The organism is Streptomyces araujoniae, from assembly GCF_050871195.1.
GTDB lineage: Bacteria > Actinomycetota > Actinomycetes > Streptomycetales > Streptomycetaceae > Streptomyces > Streptomyces bacillaris.
Genome location: NZ_CP194070.1, coordinates 4,204,418 through 4,229,043, shown reverse-complemented (window position 1 = coordinate 4,229,043; position 24,626 = coordinate 4,204,418). Strand labels below are relative to the sequence as shown.

Here is a 24,626-nt window from a genome sequence, read left to right as displayed (position 1 = left end):
GACCGCGACACGGGGTTTCCCGGGCCTTCCGCGATCTTTCCCGGCTCCGACGCGCCTGCTTCGCCCTCCACGCGGAACAATGGGTTCATGAGCCAGCAGCCCAGCTCCGAGGTCCCGGTCCAGCCCGCCCAGCCGTCCGCCGGCTCCGGTCGGCCGTCCGCCGCTCCGGCCCAGCCGTCCGTCGGCGCTCTCGCCGCGCACCGGCCGCGCGCCGTCGCGCACTCCTCCTCCGGCGGTGCCGGATTCTCCACCGCCGCCGATCTGGACCCCGATCTCGACGCCGACGCGGACGCGTACGAGCCCGACCGGGACGGCGACGAGCTGCCCCAGGGCCGTTTCCTGGACCGCGAGCGCTCCTGGCTCGCCTTCAACGAACGCGTGCTGGAACTGGCCGAGGACCCGGCGACTCCGATCCTGGAGCGGGCCAACTTCCTCGCGATCTTCGCCTCGAACCTGGACGAGTTCTTCATGGTCCGGGTGGCCGGCCTCAAGCGCCGCATCGCCACCGGCGTCGCCACCCGCTCCGCCTCCGGCCTCCAGCCCCGCGAGGTCCTCGACCTCATCTGGACCCGCTCGCGCGAGCTCATGGCCCGGCACGCCGCCTGCTTCCAGCAGGACATCGCCCCGGCCCTCTCCGACGAGTCGATCCAGCTCATCCGGTGGCCGGATCTGACCGAGAAGGAGCAGGCCCGCCTCTTCACCTTCTTCCGGCAGCGCGTCTTCCCCGTGCTGACCCCGCTGGCCGTCGACCCCGCGCACCCCTTCCCGTACATCTCGGGTCTCTCGCTCAACCTCGCCGTCGTCGTCCGCAACCCGGTCAGCGGCCACCGCCACTTCGCCCGGGTGAAGGTGCCGCCGCTGCTGACCCGCTTCCTGGAGGCGTCGCCGCAGCGGTACGTGCCCATCGAGGACGTCATCGCCGCCCACCTGGAGGAGCTGTTCCCGGGGATGGAGGTGCTGGCGCACCACATGTTCCGGGTCACCAGGAACGAGGACCTGGAGGTCGAGGAGGACGACGCGGAGAACCTGCTCCAGGCGCTGGAGAAGGAGCTCATGCGGCGCCGGTTCGGTCCGCCGGTGCGGCTGGAGGTCGAGGAGTCCATCGACCCGTACGTCCTGGATCTGCTGGTCCGCGAGCTGAAGGTGTCCGACTCGGAGGTCTACCCGCTGCCCGGCCCGCTCGACCTGACCGGCCTCTTCGCCATCGCCTCACTGGACCGGCCGGAGCTGAAGTACCCGAAGTTCGTCGCGGGCACCCACCGGGACCTGGCCGAGGTGGAGTCCGCCTCCGCGCCCGACATCTTCGCCGCCCTGCGCGAGCGCGACGTGCTGCTCCACCACCCGTACGACTCGTTCTCCACCTCCGTCCAGGCCTTCCTGGAGCAGGCTGCGGGCGACCCGGACGTGCTGGCCATCAAGCAGACGCTGTACCGCACCTCCGGCGACTCCCCGATAGTGGACGCCCTCATCGACGCGGCCGAGTCCGGCAAGCAGGTCCTCGTCCTCGTCGAGATCAAGGCCCGCTTCGACGAGCAGGCCAACATCAAATGGGCCCGCAAGCTGGAGGAGGCGGGGTGCCATGTCGTCTACGGCCTCGTCGGGCTGAAGACCCACTGCAAGCTCTCGCTCGTCGTCCGCCAGGAGGGCGACACCCTGCGCCGCTACTCCCACGTCGGCACCGGCAACTACCACCCCAAGACGGCCAGGCTGTACGAGGACCTCGGCCTGCTCACGGCGGACCCGCAGGTCGGGGCGGACCTCTCCGACCTGTTCAACCGGCTCTCCGGCTACTCCCGCCGCGAGACCTACCGCCGCCTCCTGGTCGCCCCGAAGTCCCTGCGCGACGGACTGATCGCCCGGATCAACAAGGAGATCGCCCACCACCGCGCCGGGCGCCCCGCCTACGTACGCATCAAGGTCAACTCCATGGTCGACGAAGCGATCATCGACGCCTGCTACCGGGCGGCCCAGGCGGGCGTGCCCGTCGACATCTGGGTGCGCGGGATCTGCGCCATCCGCCCCGGGGTCGCCGGGCTCTCGGAGAACATCCGGGTCCGCTCCATACTCGGGCGCTTCCTCGAACACTCCCGGGTCTTCTCGTTCGGCAACGGCGGCGAGCCCGAGGTGTGGTTCGGCAGCGCCGACATGATGCACCGCAACCTCGACCGCCGGATCGAAGCCCTCGTCCGGGTCACCGACCCCGCCCACCGCGCCGCACTCAGCCGACTCCTGGAGACCGGTATGGCCGACACCACCTCTTCCTGGCACCTGGGCCCCGACGGCAACTGGACCCGGCACGCCACGGACGCGGAGGGGCAGCCGCTGCGGCACGTCCAGGAGATGCTCATCGATGCCCGGAGGCGCAGGCGTGCGACGCCCTGACCACCCGACGACGACCCGCCCCACCACCGTGAACGGGGGCCTGCCGGGCCCGGAGTCTCCGGATCTCCCCGAGGCCCCCGAGGCTCCCGAGGCCCGTGCGATTCCGGAAGCCGGGCGTCCGGGGGGCGGCGGCCCGGACCACGCGGTTCCCGGCCCCTCCACCGCCCCCGCCCTCCCCGTCGGCACCGTCCCCGCCCCACCCTCCGACACCGCCCCCGCCCTCCCCGCCGACGGTGTGACCGCCCAGGCCGTGCTCGCGCCCTACCTCCAGGGGCAGGCGGCGGACTTCCTGCGCAGCCTGCGGCTCCACCGCGAGCACAGCGCCCCCTCGGACCCGGGCGGCCAGGGGGCCGAGGCGGCGGCCCGGGCCCTGCGGCGCTCGGCCCGGCGCATCAGCGGCTCGCTCCACACCTTCCGCACCGTCCTCGACCCGGTCTGGGCCGACCACCTCCGTACGGAACTGGCCTGGCTCTCCGGCACCCTCGCCCGCGAACACGCCTACGCCGAGCGGCTCACCCGCCTCCTCGACGCCCTGTGCCGGCTCTCGGGGGCCGCCCTCCCGGCGGCGCGCGGAACGAAGCCCGCCACCAAGCCGGGCACCCCACCGGCCACGACGGCCGCCGCCCGGACCGCCGGAGCCCCGGAGGCCCAGGGCCGGGCCGTCCTCGGCGTCGGGGCGGCCCGCGCCGGGGCCCTGCTGGAACGCCAGCTCACCCTGGCCCGGACCCGGGCCCACTCCGCCGCGCTCCAGGCCCTCGGCTCCTCCCGCTTCCACGCGGTCGCCGACGCGGTCGCGCTCCTCGCCTCCGACGTCCCGCTGGCCCCCGGCACCACCGGCCGGGGCGCCGAAGCACTGCTGGAGCCCGCCGAACGCGCCGAGCAGCGGCTGCTCGCGGCGGTGGTCGCCCTCCCCGCCGACGAGTCGGCGGAGCCGTACAACGAGGCGCAGGACGCGGCCTGGCACCAGGCCCGTCTGCTGCTGCGGCTGCACCGGTACGCCCACGAGGTCGTCCTCGGGGCCGCCGACCCGGTCCTCACCGGCGCCGGGCACGCCCTGGACCTGCACCGGGACGCGGCGGAGGCGGCCGCCGCGGCGGCAGCGGCGGCCCGCACCCCACGGATCGCCCCGGCCACCGCGTACGCCCTCGGGGTGCTCCACGCCGACCAGCGGCACGAGGTGGAGGCCGCGCGGGCGGTGTTCCGGGAGACCTGGCCGTACGCGACGGCCGTGACGGCCCCGTGAGCGCGCCCGGACAGCGCCCCCGCGCCCAGGACGACACCGTCCTGGCGGCGGGCTGCGTCCTGTGGCGGCGCTCTCCGGAGGGCGGCGTGGAGGTGTGCCTGGTACACCGGCCGAAGTACGACGACCTCTCCTTTCCCAAAGGGAAGCTGAAGCGCGGCGAGGACCCGCTCGCCGCCGCCCTGCGGGAGGTCCTGGAGGAGACCGGCCACCACTGCGCCCCCGGCCGCCGCCTCCCCACCGCCCGGTATCTCGTGGAGGGCCGCCCCAAGGATGTCGCCTACTGGGCCGCCGAGGCGACGGGCGGCGCCTTCGAACCCAACGACGAGGTGGACCGCCTGCTGTGGCTGGCCCCCGAGGCCGCCCTCGTACACCTCACCCAGCCGCGCGACCGCGAGCAGCTCACCGCGCTGATCGACACGCTCCCCGGCGCGCTTAGCGACGCGCTTCCCGACGCGCTTCCCGACGCCTGAGCCGCCGCCGCGCCCGGGAGGCACGGGACGCCCGGCGGGTGCCGGACCCGGCACCCCGGGACAACGGCCCCCGGCCGCCCGCACCCGCCTGCCCGACACGGTTCACCTGCCGTTCACTCTCCCCCGTAGGCCGCTTCACCTGTTCTGCCTAATTTCGGACGTACACGGTGCGCGGCGCCAGGCCGTAGCAACCCTCCTCATCGCACGCCGTCGTAGAACGAGACGACCACGGCGGCTCCTGGAAGGAACACCCGAAAGTGAAGCTTCAGCGCAAGAACCGGCTTCGTGCCACCGCGCTCGGTGCCCTCGCCGTCTCCGGCGCCCTGGTCCTCACGGCGTGCGGTTCGGACGACAACACCGGCGGTTCGACGCCCGGCAGCGGCGACAAGACCACCGCCGCGTCGAGCATCGACTGCGGCAAGGCCAAGGGCCAGCTCCGCGCCTCCGGCTCCAGCGCGCAGAAGAACGCCATGGACCTCTGGGTCAAGAACTACATGGCCGCCTGCTCCGGTGTGGAGATCAACTACAACTCGTCCTCCTCCGGTGAGGGCATCGTCGCCTTCAACCAGGGCACCGTGGGCTTCGCCGGCTCCGACTCCGCGCTGAAGCCGGAAGAGGTCGCCGAGTCGAAGAAGTCCTGCAAGACCGGCCAGGGCATCAACCTCCCGATGGTCGGCGGCCCGATCGCCGTCGGTTACCACCTGGAGGGTGTCGACAAGCTCACGCTGGACGCCCCGACCCTCGCCAAGATCTTCGACACGAAGATCAAGAAGTGGAACGACCCGGCGATCGCCAAGCTCAACGAGGGCGTGAACCTGCCGGACAAGGCCATCCAGGCCTTCCACCGCTCCGAGGACTCCGGCACCACGCAGAACCTCGGCAAGTACCTCGCCGCCGCCGCCCCGAACGAGTGGAAGTACGAGGCCGAGAAGAAGTGGCCGGCCCCCGGTGGCCAGGCCGCGTCCGGTTCCTCCGGCATCGCCGCCCAGGTGAAGCAGGTCGACGGCGCGATCGGCTACTTCGAGCTCTCGTACGCCAAGTCCCAGGACATCTCCACCGTCGCCATCGACAACGGCGGCTCCGCCCCGGCCGAGGCCACCTCGGAGAACGCCTCCAAGGCCATCGCCGCCGCCAAGGTCAAGGGCACCGGCAAGGACCTGGCCCTGGAGCTGGACTACGCCACCAAGGCCGACGGCGCCTACCCGCTGGTCCTGGTCACGTACGAGGTCGTCTGTGACACCGGCAACAAGCCCGAGACGCTCGACACCGTCAAGTCCTTCCTCTCCTACGCCGCCTCCGAGGACGGCCAGAAGATCCTGACGGACGCCGGCTACGCCCCGATCCCGGCCGAGATCAACGCCAAGGTCCGCGAGACGGTCAACGGCCTCTCGTAACCCTCCGCCGCCGGTCACCACGAGTGACCGCACGCCGCGCGGAGGCGACTCCGCGCGGCACCCGGCAGGCCGGCCCGGCGCACCCCTCCGGACCGGCCCGCCGACTCCACCCCGTACCAGCCCCAACCATCCGGTGCACCGCCGCCAGGGGAGTCCCCGGACTCCCCCACACAGACCGGAAAGACCATGGCTTCCACCACACCGATAGACACACCACCGGCCCCGCCGGCCCCACCGGAACGGGCCGTGCGCCCCAAGTCCACGGGCCGCACGGGCGACAAGATCTTCGTCGGCCTCTCCCGCGGCTCCGGCATCCTGCTGCTCGTGATCATGGCGTCGATCGCCGTGTTCCTCAGCTACCGGGCCGCCATCGCCATCTCGAAGGACGAGGGCAACTTCCTCACCACCTTCGACTGGAACCCGGCCGGTGACCCGCCGGTCTTCGGCATCGCCGTCCTGCTCTTCGGCACGGTCGTCAGCTCGATCATCGCGATGGTCATCGCGGTTCCGATCGCTGTCGGCATCGCGCTGTTCATCTCGCACTACGCGCCGCGCAAGCTGGCCGCCCCCATCGCGTACGTCATCGACCTGCTCGCCGCCGTCCCCAGCATCGTCTACGGCATCTGGGGCGCGCTCGTCCTGGTGCCGTACCTGGAGGGCCTGAACCTCTGGCTCGACCAGTTCTTCGGCTGGACGTACATCTTCGAGAAGACCGAGGTCGGCGTCGCCCGCTCGCTCTTCACCGTCGGCGTGCTGCTGGCGATCATGATCCTGCCGATCGTGACCAGCGTCAGCCGCGAGGTCTTCCTCCAGGTCCCGAAGATGAACGAGGAGGCCGCCCTCGCGCTGGGCGCCACCCGCTGGGAGGTCATCCGGCTCTCGGTGCTGCCGTTCGGCCGCTCCGGCATCATCTCCGCCTCGATGCTCGGCCTCGGCCGCGCGCTCGGCGAGACGATGGCCGTCGCCACGGTCCTCTCCCCGAGCTTCATCATCTCGCTGCACGTGCTCAACCCGGGCGGCGGAACCTTCGCGCAGAACATCGCGGCCAAGTTCGGCGAGGCCGACGAGTTCGGGCGGGACGCCCTGATCGCCTCGGGCCTCGTCCTCTTCGTCCTCACCCTGCTGGTCAACGGCGCGGCCCGGCTCATCATCGCCCGCCGCAAGGAGTACTCGGGGGCCAACGCATGAGCCACGCATCCACCGCCGTACAGGAACGCCCGACGCCGCCCGGCGGCCCCGGCGCACCGGAGTCCGGCCTGAGCAGCCGCTCGCTGCCCCGCCTGGCCCCCGTCGGCTTCGCCGCCGTCGCGATCGTCCTCGCCGTCGGCCTCGGCCTCGCCGCCGGCTGGCACAGCAAGGTGCAGTGGGGCATGATCGCCGCACTGTTCTTCCTGGCCATCTCGTACGCCGTCACCTCCGTGGTGGAGAACAGGCGCCAGGCCAAGGACCGCCTGGCCACCAGCATCGTCTGGGTCTGCTTCCTGATCGCGGTCATCCCGCTGGTCTCCCTGCTCTGGACGACGGTCTCCCGTGGCGCCGAGCGCCTGGACGGCTATTTCCTGACCCACTCCATGGCCGGTGTGCTCGGCTCGGAGGCCAGCGGCGGCGTCTACCACGCGCTGATCGGCACCCTGGAGCAGGTGGGCATCGCCACGGTGATCTCCGCCCCGCTCGGCCTGCTGACCGCCGTCTACCTGGTCGAGTACGGCAAGGGCTCGCTCGCCAAGGCCGTCACCTTCTTCGTCGACGTGATGACGGGCATCCCGTCCATCGTGGCCGGTCTCTTCATCCTGTCGATCATGCTGATCTTCGAGATCCAGCCGTCCGGCCTGATGGGCGCGCTCGCCCTGACGATCCTGATGATGCCGGTCGTGGTCCGCTCCACCGAGGAGATGCTCAAGCTCGTCCCCAACGAGCTGCGCGAGGCCTCGCTCGCCCTGGGCATCCCGAAGTGGCGCACCATCCTGAAGGTGGTCCTGCCGACCGCGATCGGCGGCATCACGACCGGTGTCATGCTGGCCATCGCCCGTATCGCCGGTGAGACCGCCCCGATCATCCTGCTGGTCTTCGGCAGCCAGCTGATCAACGCGAACCCCTTCTCGGGCGCCCAGTCCTCGCTGCCGTTCTACATCTACGAGCAGTACAAGATCGGCGAGGCCGCCTCGTACGACCGCGCCTGGGCGGCAGCCCTGGTACTGATCGCCTTCGTCATGATCCTCAACCTCGTGGCCCGCGGAATCGCCCGCTGGAAGGCCCCGAAGACCGGTCGCTGACGCGGCCATCAGCGACCTCCCGAAAGAAGCAGTGATTTCCATGGCCAAGCGCATCGACATCAGCGGCCTCACCGCCTACTACGGCAGCCACAAGGCCATCGAGGACATCTCGATGACCGTGGAGCCCCGCTCCGTGACGGCCTTCATCGGCCCCTCCGGCTGCGGCAAGTCCACCTTCCTACGCACCCTGAACCGGATGCACGAGGTCACCCCCGGTGGCCGCGTCGAGGGCAAGGTGCTGCTGGACGACGAGAACCTCTACGGCTCCAACGTCGACCCGGTCGCCGTGCGCCGCACGGTCGGCATGGTCTTCCAGCGCCCCAACCCCTTCCCCACCATGTCGATCTTCGACAACGTGGCGGCGGGCCTGCGGCTCAACGGCAGCTACCGCAAGAGCGAGCTGAACGAGATCGTCGAGAAGTCCCTGCGCGGCGCGAACCTCTGGAACGAGGTCAAGGACCGGCTGAACAAGCCCGGCTCCGGCCTCTCCGGCGGCCAGCAGCAGCGTCTGTGCATCGCCCGCGCCATCGCGGTCGAGCCGCAGGTCCTGCTGATGGACGAGCCGTGCTCGGCGCTCGACCCGATCTCGACCCTCGCCATCGAGGACCTGATCGGTGAGCTGAAGGAGCGCTTCACGATCGTCATCGTGACGCACAACATGCAGCAGGCGGCCCGGGTCTCGGACCGCACCGCGTTCTTCAACCTCGCGGCGGTCGGCAAGCCCGGCCGGCTCATCGAGATCGACGAAACGGAGCGGATCTTCTCCAACCCGTCGGTCCAGGCCACGGAGGACTACATCTCGGGCCGCTTCGGCTGAGCCGTACCTCCCCCTGATACGGCCTTGCGGTGCTGCATGGCGGTGCCACCACAAGGCGAAAGGGTCCGCCCCCGCTCTCCCTGGTACGGAGAGCGGGGGCGGACCCATGTACGTACGCGCTTCTGCGGGCCGGCCTCAGCCGAAGAGCAGCAGCACCGCGCCGTAGCTCAGCGCCGCGACGAGGGCGGCGGCCGGCATGGTGATGAACCAGCCGAGGATGATGTTCTTCGCGACGCCCCAGCGCACGGCGTTCACGCGCTTGGTGGCGCCGACGCCCATGATCGCGGAGGTGATGACGTGCGTCGTGGAGATCGGGGCGTGGAAGAGGAACGCCGAACCGAACATGATCGACGCGCCGGTCGTCTCGGCCGCGAAGCCCTGCGGCGGGTCCAGCTCGATGATCTTCCGGCCGAGCGTGCGCATGATGCGCCAGCCGCCCGCGTACGTACCCAGCGAGAGCATCACCGCACAGGCGATCTTGACCCAGACCGGGATCTCGTCGTTGGGGCCCTCGATGTCGGCGATGACCAGGGCCATCACCACGATGCCCATCGTCTTCTGCGCGTCCTGGAGGCCGTGGCCGAGCGCCATGCCCGCCGCCGAGACCGTCTGGGCGATGCGGAAGCCGCGCTTGGCCTTGTGCGGGTTGGCCTTCCGGAACATCCACATGATGCCGACCATCACCAGATAGCCGACGACCAGACCGATGATCGGGGAGAGGAACATCGGGATGACGATCTTCTCCAGCACCCCGGACCAGATGACGTCCGTCCCGCCGGCCAGCGCCGCCCCGACCATCCCGCCGAAGAGCGCGTGCGAGGACGAGGAGGGGAGGCCGTAGTACCAGGTGATGAGGTTCCAGATGATCGCGCCGACCAGCGCCGCGAAGAGGATGCCCATCCCCTTCTGCCCGACGGGCGTGGCGATCAGGCCCTCGCTGACGGTCTTGGCGACCCCCTGGCCCAGGAAGGCGCCGGCGAGGTTCATCACCGCGGCCATCGCCAGAGCCGCACGCGGGGTCAGCGCCCGGGTGGAGACCGAGGTGGCGATGGCGTTCGCGGAGTCGTGGAAGCCGTTCGTATATGTGAAGCCGAGCGCGACCCCGATGGTCACGACCAGCGCAAAGGTGTCCACGAGGTTCAGGACTCCTTGACCGCGATGGTCTCCACGGTGTTGGCGACGTGCTCGAACGCGTCGGCCGCCTCTTCCAGCACATCCACGATCTGCTTGAGCTTCAGGACCTCGATGGCGTCGTACTTACCGTTGAAGAGGTGGGCCAGCAGCTTGCGGTGGATCTGGTCGGCCTGGTTCTCCAGGCGGTTGACCTCGATCCAGTACTCGGTGAGGTTGTCCATGGTCCGCAGCCCCGGCATGGCCTCGGCGGTCAGCTCTGCCGCCCGGGCCAGCACCTCGATCTGCTGCTCGACGCCCTTGGGGAGCTCCTGGACCTGGTAGAGGACGACGAGGTCGACGGCCTCCTCCATGAAGTCCATGATGTCGTCGAGGGAGGACGCCAGGTTGTAGATGTCCTCGCGGTCGAACGGCGTGATGAAGGAGGAGTTCAGCTGGTGGAAGATCGCGTGGGTGGCATCGTCCCCCGCGTGCTCCGCTGCCCGCATGCGCTCCGCGATCTCGACTCGGGAGGCAGAATCCGCCCCGAGTAGTTCCATCAGGAGTTTCGAGCCCGTGACAATGTTGTCCGCGGATGCGGAGAACATGTCGTAGAAGCTCGTCTCCCTGGGGGTCAGACGAAAGCGCACGTGGGGTCCTCGGGATGCTTTGGATTCGGTCAGGCTGATGCTAGGCGCATCATCCGGCCACGGCTAACCGGCGTTCTTCAGTGTCGCCCATCGGGAACGGGGATCAGCACGGGCCCCCGGTCACGTTTCTGTCGGATTCGTTACGATATACCCGGCAGGGGTATATCGGGAGTCAGGTGCGCGGAACCCGCAGCGTGAACGCCCGGCGGACCAGCACCACCGGGCACATCAGGCCACATCAGGAGGACGCAGATGACCACCATCGAGACCACGGGCGCGGGAGCGGCACCGGACGCGGCACCGGGGCGGGAGACGGCACCGGAGCCGGGGCAGGCGGAGACCGGGGAGACCGTGACCGACCACGACCTCGGCATCCACGGCTACCACCACCAGAAGGACGAGCACCTCAAACGGCTGCGCCGGATCGAGGGCCAGATCCGCGGCCTCCAGCGCATGGTCGACGAGGACGTCTACTGCATCGACATACTCACCCAGGTCTCGGCCTCCACCAAGGCCCTGCAGTCCTTCGCCCTCCAACTGCTGGAGGAGCATCTGCGCCACTGCGTCGCGGACGCGGCGGTCAAGGGCGGCGCGGAGATCGACGCGAAGGTCGAGGAAGCCACGAAGGCCATCGCCCGCCTGCTGCGTACGTGACGCTTGGTCGGGGCGAGGCCGGGGCCGGTACGGACGTCGCTACGCGCGTCGGTACGGGCATGAGCGCGGGCGCCGGGCCGCCGCCGGCCGCGCCGTCGCGCGCGACCGGGACATCTGATGCGGGAGGATCACGGCGACCGGGTGGTCGCGGAGGCGACCGGGCGGCGTCAGCGTCGGCGGGCGCCCTGCCGGGGAACGGTCGTACACGCATCCGCGCCACCACCGACCCCACCGTCGAACAGCTCGCCCCGCACGGGGAACTCGCCCCCGGCGTACAGCTCCTCCGCGCCGTACAGCTCGTCTCCGCCGTGCAGCTCGTCCCTGACGTTGAGCACCTCGTCGATCCGGTCAGGACTGAGGCGCTCCTCACGCGCCGCCGAGGCCGCGATCATCAGCTCGCCGCACAGCTCGATCTCGGCGAGGGCCACGTAGTCCTGAGCGTTCGGAGCGCTGAGCGTCACCACCTGCGTCACCTCTCTCTGCCGTCGCCGACCCTGCGCCGATCGCCGACCCTTTCTGGCGCACCGGCTTCCTAGCCTAGGGAGCCCGGTACGTGCCGCGCATGGCACGGACGGACCATTTAGCCCCCTCCCAACCGGCCCCTTCCGTCCCGCCCTCCCCTCGGGACGGGCCGGCGGGCGGCCGTTCACCCCTGCCGGATCTCTCCCGTGTAGATGTCGTCCTCGTCCGGCAGCTTCACGGCGACCGGCGCCCCGAACCCGTACAGCAGCAGCGTCGAGACGACCGTGACCTCCGCCGCCTCCTGGCCCTCGGTGGCGAAGGTGAAGCGGTGGCGGACCTTCCGCAGCCGCCCCGCGTCGTCGAGGTACGCGTCGAACGGGACGGCGTCCCTGCTGAACCCTTTCGCCGCCGCACTCAGGGCACCGCGCGACTGCGGTGACGCGGCCCGCGCGGCCCGGCCGAGGTCGGCGACGCCCCGGTAGTGATGCACCGTCACGCCCGCCAGCTCCGACTTCCCCACGTATGTCACGTCACCGGCGTCCCTCAGCAGCTCGGCGGCGGCCATGGGGTCCGTGACGCCGCCGGTGAGGAGGTTGCCGTCCTTGAGGGCGGTCGTGTCGATCCTGACCCACTTGTCGTCGGGGACCCCGGCGCCGCGGTTCTTCATGTAGAGAGCGCCCGGCGCCAGCAGCTCGGTGATCGGCCGGTGGTCGTCGGCACCGGCCGCGTCGGTGGGCAGCACGACCTTGAGCCGCCCCGTCTGCGTACGGAAGTCGTAGACGCCCTGCCCCCGGATCGTCACCCGGGTGCCGCCGGCCGCCGTCTCCATCGACGTACGGGCTTCCGCGCCGCCCGCCTCCGCGAGGACGTCGGCGGCCCGGTCGAGCGTGTCGAGCGGGCGCTCGGCGGCCACGGCGCGCTGCCCGGATCCGTGGCTTCCACCGCCCCCGCCGCTCCCACCGCTCCCACCGTCGGCGCCGACGCAACCGGCGGTGACCGCGATCACCCCGGCCACGGCGAGGACGCGGGCAGCACGGGCCCCGCCTCCGTCCCTGTACTGCTGCACCACCATCGCCTGCCAACCCCCAACGACTGCCGCTCGGCCGAGCCCTCGCCCGCTCCGCATAACGACCACCGGCGCCCCCCGTCACGCCGCCCCGGCGCGTACGCCGTACGCCCGTGCCTCCGGCCCGCGCTCGGAGGCGGCCCCCAGTACCGTGGACGCGTGCACGAGGAACCCCCCGCCCCAGCCCGCGCCACGGCCCCGCACCCCCCTTCGTGCCCCCCGCCGCCGACCGCGGCGGAGCACCTGACCACGACGATCGAACGCGGCTCGTTCTGCCTGGCGCGCTGCACCTGCGGCTGGTCGGGCCCGGCGCGCAGATCCCGGGACCGGGCCCGCACGGACGCCACCGAACACCTCACGGCACCGCGGCAGCCCTGAGCCGGGCCTTCGTTTCCCGGCACCCAGGACATGGCCGGAACAACGTGGTCCCCCAGGCGCTGAGCACCTGGGGGACCACGTTCAGGAATTCAGGATTCCGGGACCGGGCTCCGGGATTCCGAGGCCGGGACCGGGCTCCGGGGATCGGGCTCCCGGGATCGCGCTCCGGGCTCCGGGGATCGAGCTCCGGGCTTCTGAGGCCGGGCTCCGGGAATCGGGCTCCGGGCTCCGGGCTTCTGAGGCCGGGCTCCGGGACTCCGGAACCCGGCTCCGACACTCCGGAACCGGGCAGGGCCTCCGAAGAGGCACGGGGCATCGGACGAGGAGAGGCCCGGGGGTCAGGCGGCGAGATCCTTCTCCCCCGGATTGCCCCGCCCGGTGCCGGGCCGCGGCTCGGGGATGCCCAGGGCGTCGCCGCGCTCCTCGGCGTACGCGGCGTCCGCCTTCTTCGACCGCACGATCCAGCCGACCCGGTCGGAGCGGGAGATCGCGGCCATGAGCGGGGTGAGCATGGCCATGGCGAGGGGCGCGAGCAGCAGGGCGACGGCCGTGCCGAGGGCGAAACCGCCGATGACGTCGGTCGGGTAGTGGACACCCATGTAGATCCGGCTGACACCCGCGAAGAGCGCGAGGCCGAGCGCGACGAAGCCGAACTTCCGGTTGGCGACGAAGATGCCGACGGCGAGGCCCATGGCGAGGGTGGAGTGGTCGCTGACGAAGGAGTAGTCCGTCTTGCCGTGGATCAGGACTTCCAGGCCCTCATGGTCGTTGAACGGACGTGGCCGTTCGACGAAGCCACGGATCGGGATGTTGATCACCACGGACAGCGCGGCGGCGAGCGGCGCCCAGACGAGCGCGGCGACGGTCGTCACCGAGTCGTCGACGCTCCCGCGCTTGCGCATGCTCCACCAGCACCAGAGGCCCACCAGGACGAGGCCGAACATGGTCCCGTACTCACCGACGAACTCCATGACCCGGTCGAACCAGGGGGGAGCGGCCTTCGCCAGCCCGTTGATGTCGTAGAGCAGACTGACGTCCGGGTTCGACCCTTCGAGTTCGAGTCCAGCCATCTGCTGCGGCCCCTTGCCTTGTCTGCTTCTTCTGTGGCGACGCGCGTCCGTGCGCGCCACCGTGGTCGAACCCCCGTGATTCGGTGTGGTCCCGTTCTCGCGCACGCATGGTCGGTGCGCATGCTGTCCGCTGTCCCTGTCCAGGGAACGGCCCGGCCCCCGCCCGCGTTCCACTCTCCACCGAATGATCACCATGACGTTATCGAAGAGTGACTGGTCGTCGCAGCTCAGGGCCCAGGCTTCACGGAGAGTTCCGGCCAGGGCCGACTACCCGTCAGTTCTTCCGGCGGACATTCACGGAGCATCCCCGGGAAGATCGGTCGGCAGAGCGGCGGCACCGTCCTTGGTGACCCGCGTCGCACCGAAGTAGTCAGGCGTATCGATCTTGTCGAACCGGATGACCGCTCCCGTGAAGGGGGCATTGATCATATAGCCGCCCCCGACGTAGATCCCGACGTGCCGGATGGCGCGCGAGTTGGTGAGGTCGTCCGAGAAGAACACCAGATCCCCCGGGAGCAGCTCGTCCCGCGAGGGGTGGGGTCCGGCGTTGTACTGGTCGTTGGCGACACGCGGCAGCTCGATGCCCACGGTCCGGTACGCGGCCTGGGTCAGCCCCGAGCAGTCGAACCGCCCCTGCTGCTCGGGCGTCCCGTTGCCGCCCCAGAGATACGGGGTGCCGAGCTTCTTCTGCGCGAAGTAGATCGCCCCGGCCGCCTGCCGGGAGGGGGCGACGCGGCCGACGGGCCGGGCGAAGCTCTTCTCCAGCGAGCGGATGATCTTGACGTAGTTCTGCGTCTCCTTGTACGGCGGCACACCGCCGTACTTGATGACCGCGTAGGCGCCGGCGTTGTAGGCGGCCAGCATGTTGTTGGTCGGATCACCCGGGACCTTCTTGACGTACCCGGCCAGCTCACAGTCGTACGAGGCGGCCGAGGGGATCGCGTCGGCCGGATCCCACACGTCCCGCTTGCCGTCCCCGTTCCCGTCGATCCCGTGCGTGGCCCAGGTCCCCGGGATGAACTGGGCGATCCCCTGCGCGGCGGCATGACTCTGCGCCCTCGGGTTCCAGCCGCTCTCCTGGTACAGCTGCGCGGCCAGCAGGGCCGGGTTGATGGCGGGGCAGAGGTTGCCCCACTTCTGCACGAGCGACTGGTACCGGGCTGGCACAGCCCCCTTGGCGAGCGCGACGGCCCCACCGCCCCCCACCCCGGCGAGTCCGGCGGCGGCCGAGTACGTACCGACGAGGAGCAGCGCCATGAAGCACGCCACCGCGCCCACGCCGATGCCACCGAAGACCCAGAATTTCCGCACCCCTCAACCATCCCCCATCGGGGAACCGTTCACGGGTGTTTTCGACGGTGTGTACGAGTCATCCGCGGCACACCACCGGCGCACCCGGAGCACACAGGGGCGTCACCGGCTCACCAGCCCCTCCCTCCCCGCCGAGGCCGGGCCCGAGCCGACCCGGCCTGTGACGAACGATCAGCCTCCATTCGCGGACCAGAAGTCGGAGTGGATGTTGGGCCGGGGGATGAGCTCCACGCCTTCGTAGAGGGGCGCGGTCGCCCTGCTGGTCGAGTCGGCCACCTCGGACTCACGGACGCAGGGTGTGTCCACCTGGAAGAAGGCTTGCCCTTCGCCACCGATACGCAGCCTGACGCCGAATCCGTCGCTGGTCCGGGCATAGATCGCAGGAAACTCCGCGTCGTTGTTCACGACAGTCATGCGGTATCCGCTCTCGCGCCAGAACCGGTCGACAACCCCCAAGAGGCTTCCCCTCCGCTCCGCAGAAATTTCCGTCATCACGACGCGCCTGCGCGACACGTCGCAACTGCCCACCGTTGTAGGGCCATGCGTCCACCGCAGCTCAGGCCGGATCTCACGCAGCACGGCGTCCAGGATCGCGTCAGAGCGCTCCGCGGCAGCCTGCATATCCACTTTCGGATCTCCATCCGTCACACAGCCGAACGCCCCCGCAGCAAGAATTCCGGCAATCAAAGCGGGTCGGAAATTGATCAAAGTGCGTTCTCCTGCTTGACCTGATGGCCGCGCCCCGCCACAACCATGGCAATGCTGTCAGCCGAAGCGGAGTCCACCTTCGGGTCGAAGTACTGCGAATGCGCGTCAAGCGAAAGGCGTCCGGGGCCGATGAGCGGAGGCCCCGGATCCACTGCGAAGCGCCGCGCGCCGAAGCCCTCGCTCGCCGGGTCCCTACCGAACCAGAGGTGGTCGTCGCCGGGGTGGGCGACATCCACCATCAGCGCTCCCGCGGGGCCGAGCGCGCGCCCCGCGGCTGCGAGCAGCCCCTGCTCCTTGGACGGCAGGCGGGTCACCACGTCATTGTCCGCAGCCCCGACGAATACGTGCTCTTTCCCCACGCCGAGATCCTCCGCACGGTCCACGCCAACGCCAGGGCTACCGACGAGGACGATGTCATCAACCCCGGGAATGCCCCCTACCTGCTGCGTCGCCGCTCCGACCGTCCGCGAACCGTACGAGTGCCCGATAGCCGTCATGTGCGGATCGTCGTGATCGTTCGAGACCGCCAGCCCAGCCATAAAACCCCGGAATGCGTGGCCTCCGGTCTCCGCTCGGCCGGTGCCGGCAACAGCCAGGCTGCTCAGGCCGTCCGGGCTCTGAGGCGCGTCGTACCCCAGCCAGACCATTGCGGCGCTTGAGTGGTCGATCTCCCTGGCGGCCGCGGCCGTATCGCGCGCCCGCTTCAGATCCCCCCTGGCGAACTCCTCGTCCAACGACGTATTCAGCCCGGGAACATAAGCGGCCACATTCCTCGACGTATCAGGATTCCCGTACGAAACGATCGCCCGCCCGTTCCCCTCGCCCCCGATGCCGAGCAGATACATCGGCGGCTCCCCCGGCTTCGGCACCGCCCGCAACTGCCGGTCGATCTCCCGCAGCGCGGCCAGCTTCGTCACCGCGTCCGCGTCGTCCCGCCCCGCCAGCTCCCCCATCAGCAGCTGGAGGTTGTCCCGGTTGGCCGCGTCCCGGACCAGGGCCGGAATCCCGTCCAGGTTGCCGATGAGATCCGGGTAGACCGCGAGGTACTCCTCGCGCCGGCCCTCCGTCAGCCCCGCCCACCACGCCTTGCGCTCGGCCGGGGACGCGTCCGTCGGGATGTCCCGTTCCAGGTACCCGTACGCCGCCTCCCGCACCGCGGCCGCGTCGCCCGCCGCATCCGTCCAGGTCGCCGTCCCCGCACCCAGGCCGCCCTCCGCCTTCAGCGCCCGAAGGATCCTCGCGTACCGCCAGTCCGCGTCGGCCGCCGTCCGCACGGCCCGGGCCACCCGGTCCGCGATGTCCTGGGCCGGGCCAGCGTTCGGGTTGGGCGCGACGAGCCCGGAAGGGCCGGACAGGCCCGGGTTGGGCACTCCGGCCGCCCGGCCGCCCGCCAACGGCTTTCCGTCGACCAGGCCCTCCCCCGCCGCCGGGTATGTCACGGAACCGTCCTGATGCACCGTGAACTCCAGGGCCGCCGCATCGTCGAGCGCCCCCTGGAGCACCCGCTGCTGGGCCTTCAGCTCATGAGCCAGGCTGTTCAGCGTGGTCCGGAGCAGCCCGCACTCCGTATAGACGTACTGGAAGTTCTTCGACAGCCGGCGCAGCCGCCCGACCGCCGCCCGCGCCGCCTCGCCCTTCTGCGTCCGGCCCAGGCCGTCCACGATCCGGGTGTCGATACGGTCCCGGGCGGCATCGGCACGGTTGCTGACCTGCCCCCACCCCTCGGCCGCCTCCTCCAGCTCGGCGCACTTCACCCCACGTAACTGCGCCCACGTCAACGCCACCCCCGGCCCACCCGCACCACCGGCCCCACCGACCCCGCTCACCGCTCCTCACCCCGACCGGAGCCAGGTCCGACACCCGCCCCGGCCTCAGCCCCGGGCCCCGCCCCTGCACCTCCCCCTGCCACCGTCACCCCGTCGAACGCCCCCTTGACCGCCTCGTTCACCGCGGACTGGGTGACGGCCACCGCCCGCAGCTTCCCGGCCAGGCTCCGGCACTCGTCGCGGGCGGTCTCGATCCGCCGCTCCCACGACGCCCGTACGGCACCCAGCTCGGCGAGCGCCGACAGCTCTCCGGCCCCGGCCATCAGGCCCGCGTGCGCCCGCTCCAACTCGGCCTCGACAGGACCGAGGTGCGCCACCAGCCCCTCCGTACCCCCGGCAGCCCGCAACCACGGCCCATCGCTGTGCTCAAGGTCGCCACCACCGCGACCGCCCCCGGCCCCCTCCTCCCCGCCACGCGGCTCGCCCCACCACCACGGCCGCTCACCGCCCAGCTGCCCCGCCCGCCCCACCGGCCCCAGTCCGCCCACGCCACCCGTTCCGTCCACACCGCTCACCCCGTCCTCGATCACGGAGCGGCACTGTCCCAAACACGGCCTCGTCGACATGCCGCCGACCCACACGGCGAAGAGCCGGACACAGGCGCGGACAAGGCGGGATCACGGGGCTTCTCGCCGCCCGACTCGGAGACAGGATTCACCCGGACGATGGACACGACCGCTCCACTTCCCCCTGCTGCGGCCATCCCTGACGGCGCATCGCCCCGGCTCACCGGCGCACCGGCAGCCCTCGAACGGCGCATCCGAACACGCCGTGCCCCGCGAACGCTGCAACCGCACCGGGAACCCATGGCCACCGTCGTTGCTCGCGGTCACACCGCGTGATACACAGAGTGACCAGGCAGATGCATGTGAATACCGGGACGCGCCGCAGGTCAGGGCGGCCATGTCGGTCGAACGTGCGAGATCCGGGTAAAGAGACCGGGAAGGCGTCGTGCGAGCGCGGTTTCATCAGCGAAGATAGAAGGCGTCCCGTGCCACACGGGCGCGGAGAAGCTAACTACCCAACAGGGGCGGTGACTTACATGATCCTGGCAGCAGAGAAGGGCGACATCACCACCATCATCGGCGGAATCGCCCCCAACTGGGGTCCGTTCGGCTCGCTGGGCAACGAAGCACGCATCATGATCGAGGTGGTGATGGCGATCGCCATCCTGCTCTGCCTCGGCATCGCGATCTGGGGCGCGGCGAAGCAGCGCATCGGGGCGACGGCGCTGCGCGACACGTTCAGCGCGGAGCAGGGCAAGGGCCTGATCGTGGCAGGGCTGACCGGCGTCTTCATCATCGGTTCGCTCGGCACGCTCTTCACCATCGTGTACGGAATGGCTGTCTGACCGACCGTCGGCCAGACCGCACCGGGCCGTCCCCGCCCGCTCCCCACCATCCGTCCGTCGTGCCCACCGGCTGAGGTTGCGTCTCCCTGATGTCGAGTCACTCCACCGCGCTCACGCGGCAACCAGCACAGCTACCGTCGTCATGCGCGGAACCGCACACGACCGAGGGAGCGAACGCGGCATGAGTCCCGGCGACGAGCACGACTATCGCAGTACGGACCAGGGCGGGCGCGCGGACGATCCGTACAGCACCCTCGGCGGCACCCGCCAGACCCGCACCCGCCTCCCGGACGGCGACGCGGGCCACCCCCACGCCCGCCGCCCCGTCCGCAACTCGCGCTCCCTCATCACGATCACCGGCGTAGTGGTCCTCCTCATCGCCGCGATCGCCTTCGCCAACCGGGGCGGCACGAGCAACGACGACAACGCCTCCCCCGGCACCAAGAGCCCCGGCTCCGCAGGCTCGGCCCCCACCGCCCCCACCGGCACCAAGCCGGTCCAGGGCAAGAACAACACCATCGCCTCCGGCTTCGCCCAGGACGAACAGGGAGCCCAGAGCGCGGCGGCGAACTACTCGGTGGCGCTTGTATCAGACGGAATGTTCGACAAGGAGCGCCGTCGTCAGATCTCCGAGGCCGTCTACGCACCGGACGTGGCCGCTGCACGCATGGACGACCTCGACAAGGTCTACTCCCAGGAGTCGTTTCTCACCAGCATCGGCCTCGATCCCGATGGCAAGGCACCGGAGGGACTGACCTTCATCTCCCGGGCCAACCCGGTCGGAACCAAGATCGAGAAGTATGCCGGTGACACCGCCACGGTCGCCGTCTGGTATTCCGCCCTGTTCGGTCTGGCCGGGGAGGGCTCGAAGAACCCGGTCTCCGAAAGCTGGTACACCACCACCTACCAGCTGAAGTGGGTCGACGGGGACTGGAGGGTCACCGACTTCACGCAGAAGGACGGCCCCGTGCCCGTCGGTCGGGACCAAGCGGCCTCCTCTGCCGAGGAAATGGCCGAAGCCGTTCAAGGGTTCGGAGGGTTCACCTATGCCCGGTAGCCAGTCCCACCGATTCCGATCATTGGCGGCAGTTTTCGTCGGCCTCCAGCTGGCAGCCGTGATGCTGGCAGGTCGCGCAGCAGCAGCTCCGACGCCGACGCCCTCCCCCGAGCCCTCCGAGGATCCCTGCGAACTGATTCGCGGCCCCGCCCGCGACTACTGCGAGAACGGCGAAGGCGCAGGCACCCGCACCCCCACCGACATCGACAACCCCGCCGACCCCCTCACCTCCCTCGCCCAAGGCTGTGCCGACGCCGCCGCCTGGATCGTCGGGAAGCTGAGCGAGGCCGTCGAGTCCACCGCCAACGTGGACTTCACGAACCCCAAGTTCCTCCAGCAGTACGCCGTCATCTTCGCGGCCTCCACCATCCTCACCCTCGTCCTCTGGCTCCTCGCCGTGGCCAAGCGGGCCATCCGCGGCGTCCCCCTCACCACCGCGATCTCCGAGGCCGTCGGCTTCCTCTGGCTCACCGTCCTCGCCTCGGCCTTCACCCCCCTGATCCTCTACACGATCGTCTCCGCCACCGACGGGGTCACCGACGTCATCGCCTCCTCCACCGGAGGCCAGACCGACGTGTTCTTCGGCTCGTTCGCCGAGGCCCTCAAGAAGGGCACCGACATCGGCGGCGGACCGATCATGCTGATCGTCGTCTCGCTCGTCTCGATCGTCGCCGCCGGCATCCTCTGGCTGGAGCTGGTCATCCGCGCCGCCCTGCTCTACGTCGGCGCCCTGCTCGGCATCGTCGTCTACGCCGGTCTCGTCGACAAGAACATGTGGGGCCACGTCCGCCGCTGGGCCGGCATCATGATCGCGGTGATCATGGTCAAGCCGGTCATCGTCATCGTCCTCGGACTCGCCGGAGCGCTCTCCGCCGGCGACGGCCCCGACGCCTTCTCCGCCGTCGTCTCCGGTCTCGCCATCATCCTGCTCGCCATCTTCGCCTCCGCCATGATCTACCGCTTCGTCCCCGGCTTCGGCGACGAGATCCAGGGCGCACGCACCAACCGCAAGCAGGCCACCGACGGCGCCCAGGCCGCCGCCCTCATCAGCTCCCCCGCCGCCCTCGTCTCCCAGGGCATCAAGACCCACAGCGGCCGCACCGAGCAGGGCGGCGGAGGCAGCGGAGGCGGTGCCCGCCCCGGCAACCCGGTCAGCGGCGGCGTCGCCGCACACAGCTCCCGTACCTCCGGAAGAAGCGGGGGCGGGGTCGGCGGCGGATCTGTCCCCTCCGCCGCACCCTCGCCCCGCAGCGGGTCCGCACCCACATCCGGGACCCCCCACAGCAGCCGCCCCTTCCGGGGAGGCGGCTCCGGCAGCACAGGTAACTCGAGCACAGGAGGTGGAGGGCGTTGACGACTCAGTCCCACACGATGACGCCCCGCCGTACGTATCTCATCGGCCGCGCCCGGCCGAACGCGATCGTCGGCAAGAACCGCGAGTCCGGCGAGATCGCCCTGATCATCGCCGGGGCCTTCCTCGGCATGATGAGCGGACTCCTCGTCCCCGTCCTCTCCCTCCGCATCGTCTGCCTCGTCGGCTTCCCGATGCTCGCCCTCGCCGTCGTGTACGTCCCGTACAAGGGCCGCACCTTCTACAAGTGGTTCGAGATCAACCGCAGCTTCAAGCGCTCCCTGCGCCGCGGCACCGCCTACCGCTCCGGCGCCATGGAGGCGGGCGTCCGCGCCGACGGCCGCGAGGTCGAGATCGGCCCGCCCCCCGGCATCGGCCGCATCAGCTGGCTCGCCGCCCCCTTCGGCCCCGACGAGATCGCCGTACTCCTCCACGCCGACCGACGCACCGTCACCGCCGCCATCGAGATCGAGGGGCCCGGCGTCGGCCTCCGCGACAGCGAGGACCAGGAAGCCCTGGTCGACCGATTCGGCACCCTCCTCAAGCACGTGGCCAACGGCGACGGCTTCGTCACCCGCCTCCAGATGCTGGCCCGCACCCTCCCCGCCGACCCCGACGCCCACGCCAAGGACGTCGCCCAGCGCGGCGACAAGCACGCCCCCGGCTGGCTCCAGGACTCCTACGACCAGCTCCAGTCCATGGTCTCCACCTCCAGCGAGCAGCACCGCGCCTACCTCGTGGCCTGCATGCACTACAGCCGCGAACTCGCCGCCGAGGCCAACGCCATCGCCCGCGCCGCCCGCCCCCACAGCGGCCGCCGACTCGACCGCGACGCCGGACTGGCCATCGTCATGGCCCGCGAGCTGACCGACATCTGCGCCCGCCTCGCCGAGGCCGACATCCGGGTCCGCCAGCCGCTCGGCCAGAGCCGCCTGGCCTCCCTCGTGCACTCCATGTACGACCCCGACCACCCCATCGACCACATCCAGGCGATGACCAAGCGCAACGCCTGGCCCGCCGAACTGGACGCGGTCGAGCCCACGTTCCTCCAGGCCAAGACCCGCGAGTCCACCACCCGCGCCCCGTGGTGCCACGCCACGGCCTGGGTGAAGGAGTGGCCGATGACCCCCGTCGGCGTCAACTTCCTCGCCCCGCTCCTCGTCCACACCCCCGACGTCATCCGTACCGTCGCCGTCTGCATGGACCTCGAACCCACCGAGGTCGCCATCGAGCGCATGCTCACCGAGAAGACCAACGACGACGCCGAGGCCAGCCGCCAGGCCAAGATGAACCGCACCGTCGACCCCCGCGACATCGCCGCCCACGGCCGACTCGACCAGCGGGGTGAAGATCTCGCCAGCGGTGCGGCCGGGGTCAACCTGGTGGGGTACATCACGGTGTCGTCCCGTTCCCCCGAGGCCCTCGCCCGCGACAAGCGGACGATCCGCGCCTCGGCCGGCAAGTCGTATCTCAAGCTGGAGTGGTGCGACCGCGAGCACCACCGCGCCTTCGTGAACACCCTCCCGTTCGCCACCGGCATCCGCCGCTGACCCGGGCACCACGGCCCGTCCCGTCACCCCCGCCACCCACCCGCAGGAAGAACCCCAACAAGAGAGGGCGTCGACGCCATGCGAGACCCCCTGTCCGCATTGTCGGATGCCTTCACCTCCTTCCTCTTCGGCAAGGTGGAGACGACCCGGCTCCCCGTCCGTACCTCGACGGGCCAGGCCCAGGCCGTCTACCTCCCCACCGCCGCCCCCGGCCTCGGCGACTCCGGCGTGATCATCGGACGCGAGGTCTACAGCGGCAAGGGCTACATCTACGACCCCTTCCAGCTGTACGGGCAGCAGCTGCCCGCCCCCCACTGGCTCGTCCTCGGCGAGTCCGGCAACGGCAAGTCGGCGCTGGAGAAGACCTACGTCCTGCGCCAGCTCCGCTTCCGCGACCGCCAGGTCGTCGTCCTGGACGCCCAGGGCGAGGACGGCGTCGGCGAATGGAACCTGATCGCCCAGGAGCTGGGGATAACCCCCATCCGCCTGGACCCGACCGCAGCCCTCAACGGCGGCATCCGCCTCAACCCCCTCGACCCCTCCATCACCACCACCGGCCAGCTCGCCCTGCTCCGCACGATCATCGAAGTCGCGATGGGCCACGGGCTCGACGAGCGGTCCGGCTTCGCACTGAAGGTCGCCCACGCCTACGTCACCGCGACCATCACCGAACGCCAACCGGTCCTGATGGACATCGTGGAGCAACTGCGCCACCCCAAGCCCGAGTCGGCCGAGGCGATGAACGTCGACATAGACGACGTACGGGCCTGGGGCCTGGACGTCGCCCTCGTCCTCGACCGGCTCGTCGACGGTGACCTGCGCGGCATGTTCGACGGCCCCACCACCGTCGGCATCGACCTGGACGCACCCCTCATCGTCTTCGACCTCTCGCACATCGACCGCAACTCGATCGCGATGCCGATCCTCATGGCGATCGTCGGCGTCTGGCTGGAGCACACCTGGATCCGGCCCGACCGCAAGAAGCGCATCTTCCTGGTCGAGGAGGCGTGGCACATCATCAACTCGCCCTTCGTCGCCCAGCTCTTCCAGCGCCTGCTGAAGTTCGGACGCCGGCTCGGCCTCTCGTTCGTCGCCGTCGTCCACCACCTCAGCGACGTCGTGGACGGAGCGGCGGCGAAGGAGGCGGCGGCCATCCTCAAGATGGCCTCCACCCGCACGATCTACGCCCAGAAGACGGACGAGGCCAGAGCCACCGGCCGGGTCATCGGCCTGCCCCGCTGGGCCGTCGAGATCATCCCGACGCTCACCCCCGGCATCGCGGTCTGGGACGTCAACGGCAACGTACAGGTCGTCAAACACCTCATCACCGAAGCCGAACGCCCCCTTGTCTTCACCGACCGTGCCATGACCGAAGGCTCGGCCGCCGACCCGGACGACCTGCTCCCCGACGACCTCCGGGCCGCGGAGCTGGAGACGGAGCAGCGGGCTGCCCGGCTCGAGAACCAGCAGCTGAACGAATCGTCCCGGTCCACGGTGGCCTGA

At 70.5% G+C, this 24,626-nt stretch carries 23 protein-coding genes; 14 read left to right on the top strand and 9 right to left on the bottom strand.

Features of this window, described 5'->3' with window-relative positions; genetic code table 11:
* The first annotated feature begins 87 nt into the window (after positions 1-87).
* From ACQ9ZG_RS17980 to pstB, 7 genes are all read left to right on the top strand, one after another.
* Positions 88-2,382: an RNA degradosome polyphosphate kinase gene (locus tag ACQ9ZG_RS17980; RefSeq protein WP_084993489.1), complete on the top strand. Its 2,295-nt coding sequence runs from the start codon at positions 88-90 to the stop codon at positions 2,380-2,382.
* Positions 2,369-3,625, top strand: a complete 1,257-nt coding sequence (locus tag ACQ9ZG_RS17975; protein WP_499280841.1) for a CHAD domain-containing protein — start codon at positions 2,369-2,371, stop codon at positions 3,623-3,625. The genes ACQ9ZG_RS17980 and ACQ9ZG_RS17975 overlap by 14 nt, the downstream gene beginning before the upstream one ends.
* Positions 3,622-4,095, top strand: a complete 474-nt coding sequence (locus ACQ9ZG_RS17970; protein WP_109915343.1) for an NUDIX hydrolase — start codon at positions 3,622-3,624, stop codon at positions 4,093-4,095. The genes ACQ9ZG_RS17975 and ACQ9ZG_RS17970 overlap by 4 nt, the downstream gene beginning before the upstream one ends.
* Before the next feature lie 257 nt (positions 4,096-4,352).
* Positions 4,353-5,489 carry a phosphate ABC transporter substrate-binding protein PstS gene (gene pstS, locus ACQ9ZG_RS17965; protein ID WP_084993495.1) on the top strand — a complete coding sequence of 379 codons (1,137 nt, stop codon included), beginning with the start codon at positions 4,353-4,355 and terminating at the stop codon, positions 5,487-5,489.
* A 186-nt stretch (positions 5,490-5,675) separates the two neighbouring features.
* Positions 5,676-6,677 (top strand): phosphate ABC transporter permease subunit PstC, encoded by a 1,002-nt coding sequence (gene pstC / locus ACQ9ZG_RS17960; protein WP_026237956.1) that lies wholly within the window; start codon positions 5,676-5,678, stop codon positions 6,675-6,677.
* Entirely contained in the window at positions 6,674-7,762 is a 1,089-nt protein-coding gene (gene pstA, locus ACQ9ZG_RS17955) for a phosphate ABC transporter permease PstA (RefSeq protein ID WP_028419700.1), read from the top strand. Before pstC ends, pstA begins: the two co-directional genes overlap by 4 nt.
* A gap of 40 nt (positions 7,763-7,802) precedes the next feature.
* Positions 7,803-8,579 carry a phosphate ABC transporter ATP-binding protein PstB gene (pstB, locus tag ACQ9ZG_RS17950; RefSeq protein WP_028419701.1) on the top strand — a complete coding sequence of 259 codons (777 nt, stop codon included), beginning with the start codon at positions 7,803-7,805 and terminating at the stop codon, positions 8,577-8,579.
* Between the two features lie 135 nt (positions 8,580-8,714).
* Here the strand turns inward: pstB and ACQ9ZG_RS17945 are convergent, their stop codons facing one another.
* Together ACQ9ZG_RS17945 and ACQ9ZG_RS17940 are read right to left on the bottom strand one after the other, a co-directional pair.
* A complete protein-coding gene (locus ACQ9ZG_RS17945) occupies positions 8,715-9,713 on the bottom strand; it encodes an inorganic phosphate transporter (RefSeq protein ID WP_018490412.1) in 999 nt (332 codons plus the stop codon).
* 5 nt (positions 9,714-9,718) lie between these two features.
* Positions 9,719-10,339: a DUF47 domain-containing protein gene (locus ACQ9ZG_RS17940; RefSeq protein WP_026237957.1), complete on the bottom strand. Its 621-nt coding sequence runs from the start codon at positions 10,337-10,339 to the stop codon at positions 9,719-9,721.
* A 252-nt stretch (positions 10,340-10,591) separates the two neighbouring features.
* Between ACQ9ZG_RS17940 and ACQ9ZG_RS17935 the strand changes: the two genes are divergently transcribed.
* Complete coding sequence (locus tag ACQ9ZG_RS17935) at positions 10,592-10,993, top strand: metal-sensitive transcriptional regulator (RefSeq protein WP_109915342.1); 402 nt, start codon at positions 10,592-10,594, stop codon at positions 10,991-10,993.
* Positions 10,994-11,160: 167 nt separating this feature from the next.
* Here the strand turns inward: ACQ9ZG_RS17935 and ACQ9ZG_RS17930 are convergent, their stop codons facing one another.
* Together ACQ9ZG_RS17930 and ACQ9ZG_RS17925 are read right to left on the bottom strand one after the other, a co-directional pair.
* The gene (locus tag ACQ9ZG_RS17930) at positions 11,161-11,457 is read right to left on the bottom strand and encodes a hypothetical protein (RefSeq protein ID WP_109914587.1); all 297 of its coding nucleotides are present in this window, start codon (positions 11,455-11,457) and stop codon (positions 11,161-11,163) included.
* A 182-nt stretch (positions 11,458-11,639) separates the two neighbouring features.
* The gene (locus ACQ9ZG_RS17925) at positions 11,640-12,527 is read right to left on the bottom strand and encodes an SCO4651 family lipoprotein (RefSeq protein ID WP_499280837.1); all 888 of its coding nucleotides are present in this window, start codon (positions 12,525-12,527) and stop codon (positions 11,640-11,642) included.
* Between the two features lie 153 nt (positions 12,528-12,680).
* Between ACQ9ZG_RS17925 and ACQ9ZG_RS17920 the strand changes: the two genes are divergently transcribed.
* Positions 12,681-12,899, top strand: coding sequence for a hypothetical protein (locus ACQ9ZG_RS17920; RefSeq protein WP_146225757.1), 219 nt, complete (start codon positions 12,681-12,683; stop codon positions 12,897-12,899).
* A 338-nt stretch (positions 12,900-13,237) separates the two neighbouring features.
* Here ACQ9ZG_RS17920 and ACQ9ZG_RS17915 read toward each other — a convergent pair whose 3' ends face one another.
* From ACQ9ZG_RS17915 to ACQ9ZG_RS17895, 5 genes are all read right to left on the bottom strand, one after another.
* Positions 13,238-13,969: a phosphatase PAP2 family protein gene (locus ACQ9ZG_RS17915; protein ID WP_028419704.1), complete on the bottom strand. Its 732-nt coding sequence runs from the start codon at positions 13,967-13,969 to the stop codon at positions 13,238-13,240.
* 294 nt (positions 13,970-14,263) lie between these two features.
* Positions 14,264-15,280, bottom strand: coding sequence for a C40 family peptidase (locus ACQ9ZG_RS17910; RefSeq protein ID WP_018490419.1), 1,017 nt, complete (start codon positions 15,278-15,280; stop codon positions 14,264-14,266).
* A gap of 171 nt (positions 15,281-15,451) precedes the next feature.
* The gene (locus ACQ9ZG_RS17905; RefSeq protein ID WP_181398282.1) at positions 15,452-15,907 is read right to left on the bottom strand and encodes a hypothetical protein; all 456 of its coding nucleotides are present in this window, start codon (positions 15,905-15,907) and stop codon (positions 15,452-15,454) included.
* Between the two features lie 77 nt (positions 15,908-15,984).
* On the bottom strand, positions 15,985-17,772 hold the full coding sequence (locus ACQ9ZG_RS17900) for an alpha/beta hydrolase (protein WP_499281615.1): 1,788 nt from the start codon (positions 17,770-17,772) through the stop codon (positions 15,985-15,987).
* A gap of 38 nt (positions 17,773-17,810) precedes the next feature.
* Complete coding sequence (locus ACQ9ZG_RS17895; protein ID WP_499280836.1) at positions 17,811-18,344, bottom strand: hypothetical protein; 534 nt, start codon at positions 18,342-18,344, stop codon at positions 17,811-17,813.
* A gap of 512 nt (positions 18,345-18,856) precedes the next feature.
* Between ACQ9ZG_RS17895 and ACQ9ZG_RS17890 the strand changes: the two genes are divergently transcribed.
* The 5 genes from ACQ9ZG_RS17890 (at position 18,857) to ACQ9ZG_RS17870 (ending at position 24,626) form a co-directional block, all read left to right on the top strand.
* Positions 18,857-19,165 carry a DUF8827 family protein gene (locus ACQ9ZG_RS17890; RefSeq protein ID WP_018490423.1) on the top strand — a complete coding sequence of 103 codons (309 nt, stop codon included), beginning with the start codon at positions 18,857-18,859 and terminating at the stop codon, positions 19,163-19,165.
* Between the two features lie 181 nt (positions 19,166-19,346).
* Positions 19,347-20,222, top strand: coding sequence for a DUF8175 domain-containg protein (locus ACQ9ZG_RS17885; protein WP_109915469.1), 876 nt, complete (start codon positions 19,347-19,349; stop codon positions 20,220-20,222).
* Positions 20,212-21,576 carry a hypothetical protein gene (locus ACQ9ZG_RS17880; protein ID WP_109915468.1) on the top strand — a complete coding sequence of 455 codons (1,365 nt, stop codon included), beginning with the start codon at positions 20,212-20,214 and terminating at the stop codon, positions 21,574-21,576. The genes ACQ9ZG_RS17885 and ACQ9ZG_RS17880 overlap by 11 nt, the downstream gene beginning before the upstream one ends.
* On the top strand, positions 21,573-23,123 hold the full coding sequence (locus ACQ9ZG_RS17875) for an SCO6880 family protein (protein WP_026237962.1): 1,551 nt from the start codon (positions 21,573-21,575) through the stop codon (positions 23,121-23,123). The genes ACQ9ZG_RS17880 and ACQ9ZG_RS17875 overlap by 4 nt, the downstream gene beginning before the upstream one ends.
* Before the next feature lie 78 nt (positions 23,124-23,201).
* Positions 23,202-24,626, top strand: coding sequence for an ATP-binding protein (locus ACQ9ZG_RS17870; protein WP_109915467.1), 1,425 nt, complete (start codon positions 23,202-23,204; stop codon positions 24,624-24,626).

Excerpts from the sequence above, each read along its gene's own strand:
- ACQ9ZG_RS17980 (WP_084993489.1), top strand. The coding sequence starts at position 88 with ATGAGCCAGCAGCCCAGCTCCGAGGTCCCGGTCCAGCCCGCCCAGCCG.
- pstC (WP_026237956.1), top strand. The coding sequence starts at position 5,676 with ATGGCTTCCACCACACCGATAGACACACCACCGGCCCCGCCGGCCCCA.
- pstA (WP_028419700.1), top strand. The coding sequence starts at position 6,674 with ATGAGCCACGCATCCACCGCCGTACAGGAACGCCCGACGCCGCCCGGC.
- pstB (WP_028419701.1), top strand. The coding sequence starts at position 7,803 with ATGGCCAAGCGCATCGACATCAGCGGCCTCACCGCCTACTACGGCAGC.
- ACQ9ZG_RS17935 (WP_109915342.1), top strand. The coding sequence starts at position 10,592 with ATGACCACCATCGAGACCACGGGCGCGGGAGCGGCACCGGACGCGGCA.
- ACQ9ZG_RS17925 (WP_499280837.1), bottom strand. The coding sequence starts at position 12,527 with ATGGTGGTGCAGCAGTACAGGGACGGAGGCGGGGCCCGTGCTGCCCGC.
- ACQ9ZG_RS17915 (WP_028419704.1), bottom strand. The coding sequence starts at position 13,969 with ATGGCTGGACTCGAACTCGAAGGGTCGAACCCGGACGTCAGTCTGCTC.
- ACQ9ZG_RS17890 (WP_018490423.1), top strand. The coding sequence starts at position 18,857 with ATGATCCTGGCAGCAGAGAAGGGCGACATCACCACCATCATCGGCGGA.
- ACQ9ZG_RS17885 (WP_109915469.1), top strand. The coding sequence starts at position 19,347 with ATGAGTCCCGGCGACGAGCACGACTATCGCAGTACGGACCAGGGCGGG.
- ACQ9ZG_RS17880 (WP_109915468.1), top strand. The coding sequence starts at position 20,212 with ATGCCCGGTAGCCAGTCCCACCGATTCCGATCATTGGCGGCAGTTTTC.
- ACQ9ZG_RS17870 (WP_109915467.1), top strand. The coding sequence starts at position 23,202 with ATGCGAGACCCCCTGTCCGCATTGTCGGATGCCTTCACCTCCTTCCTC.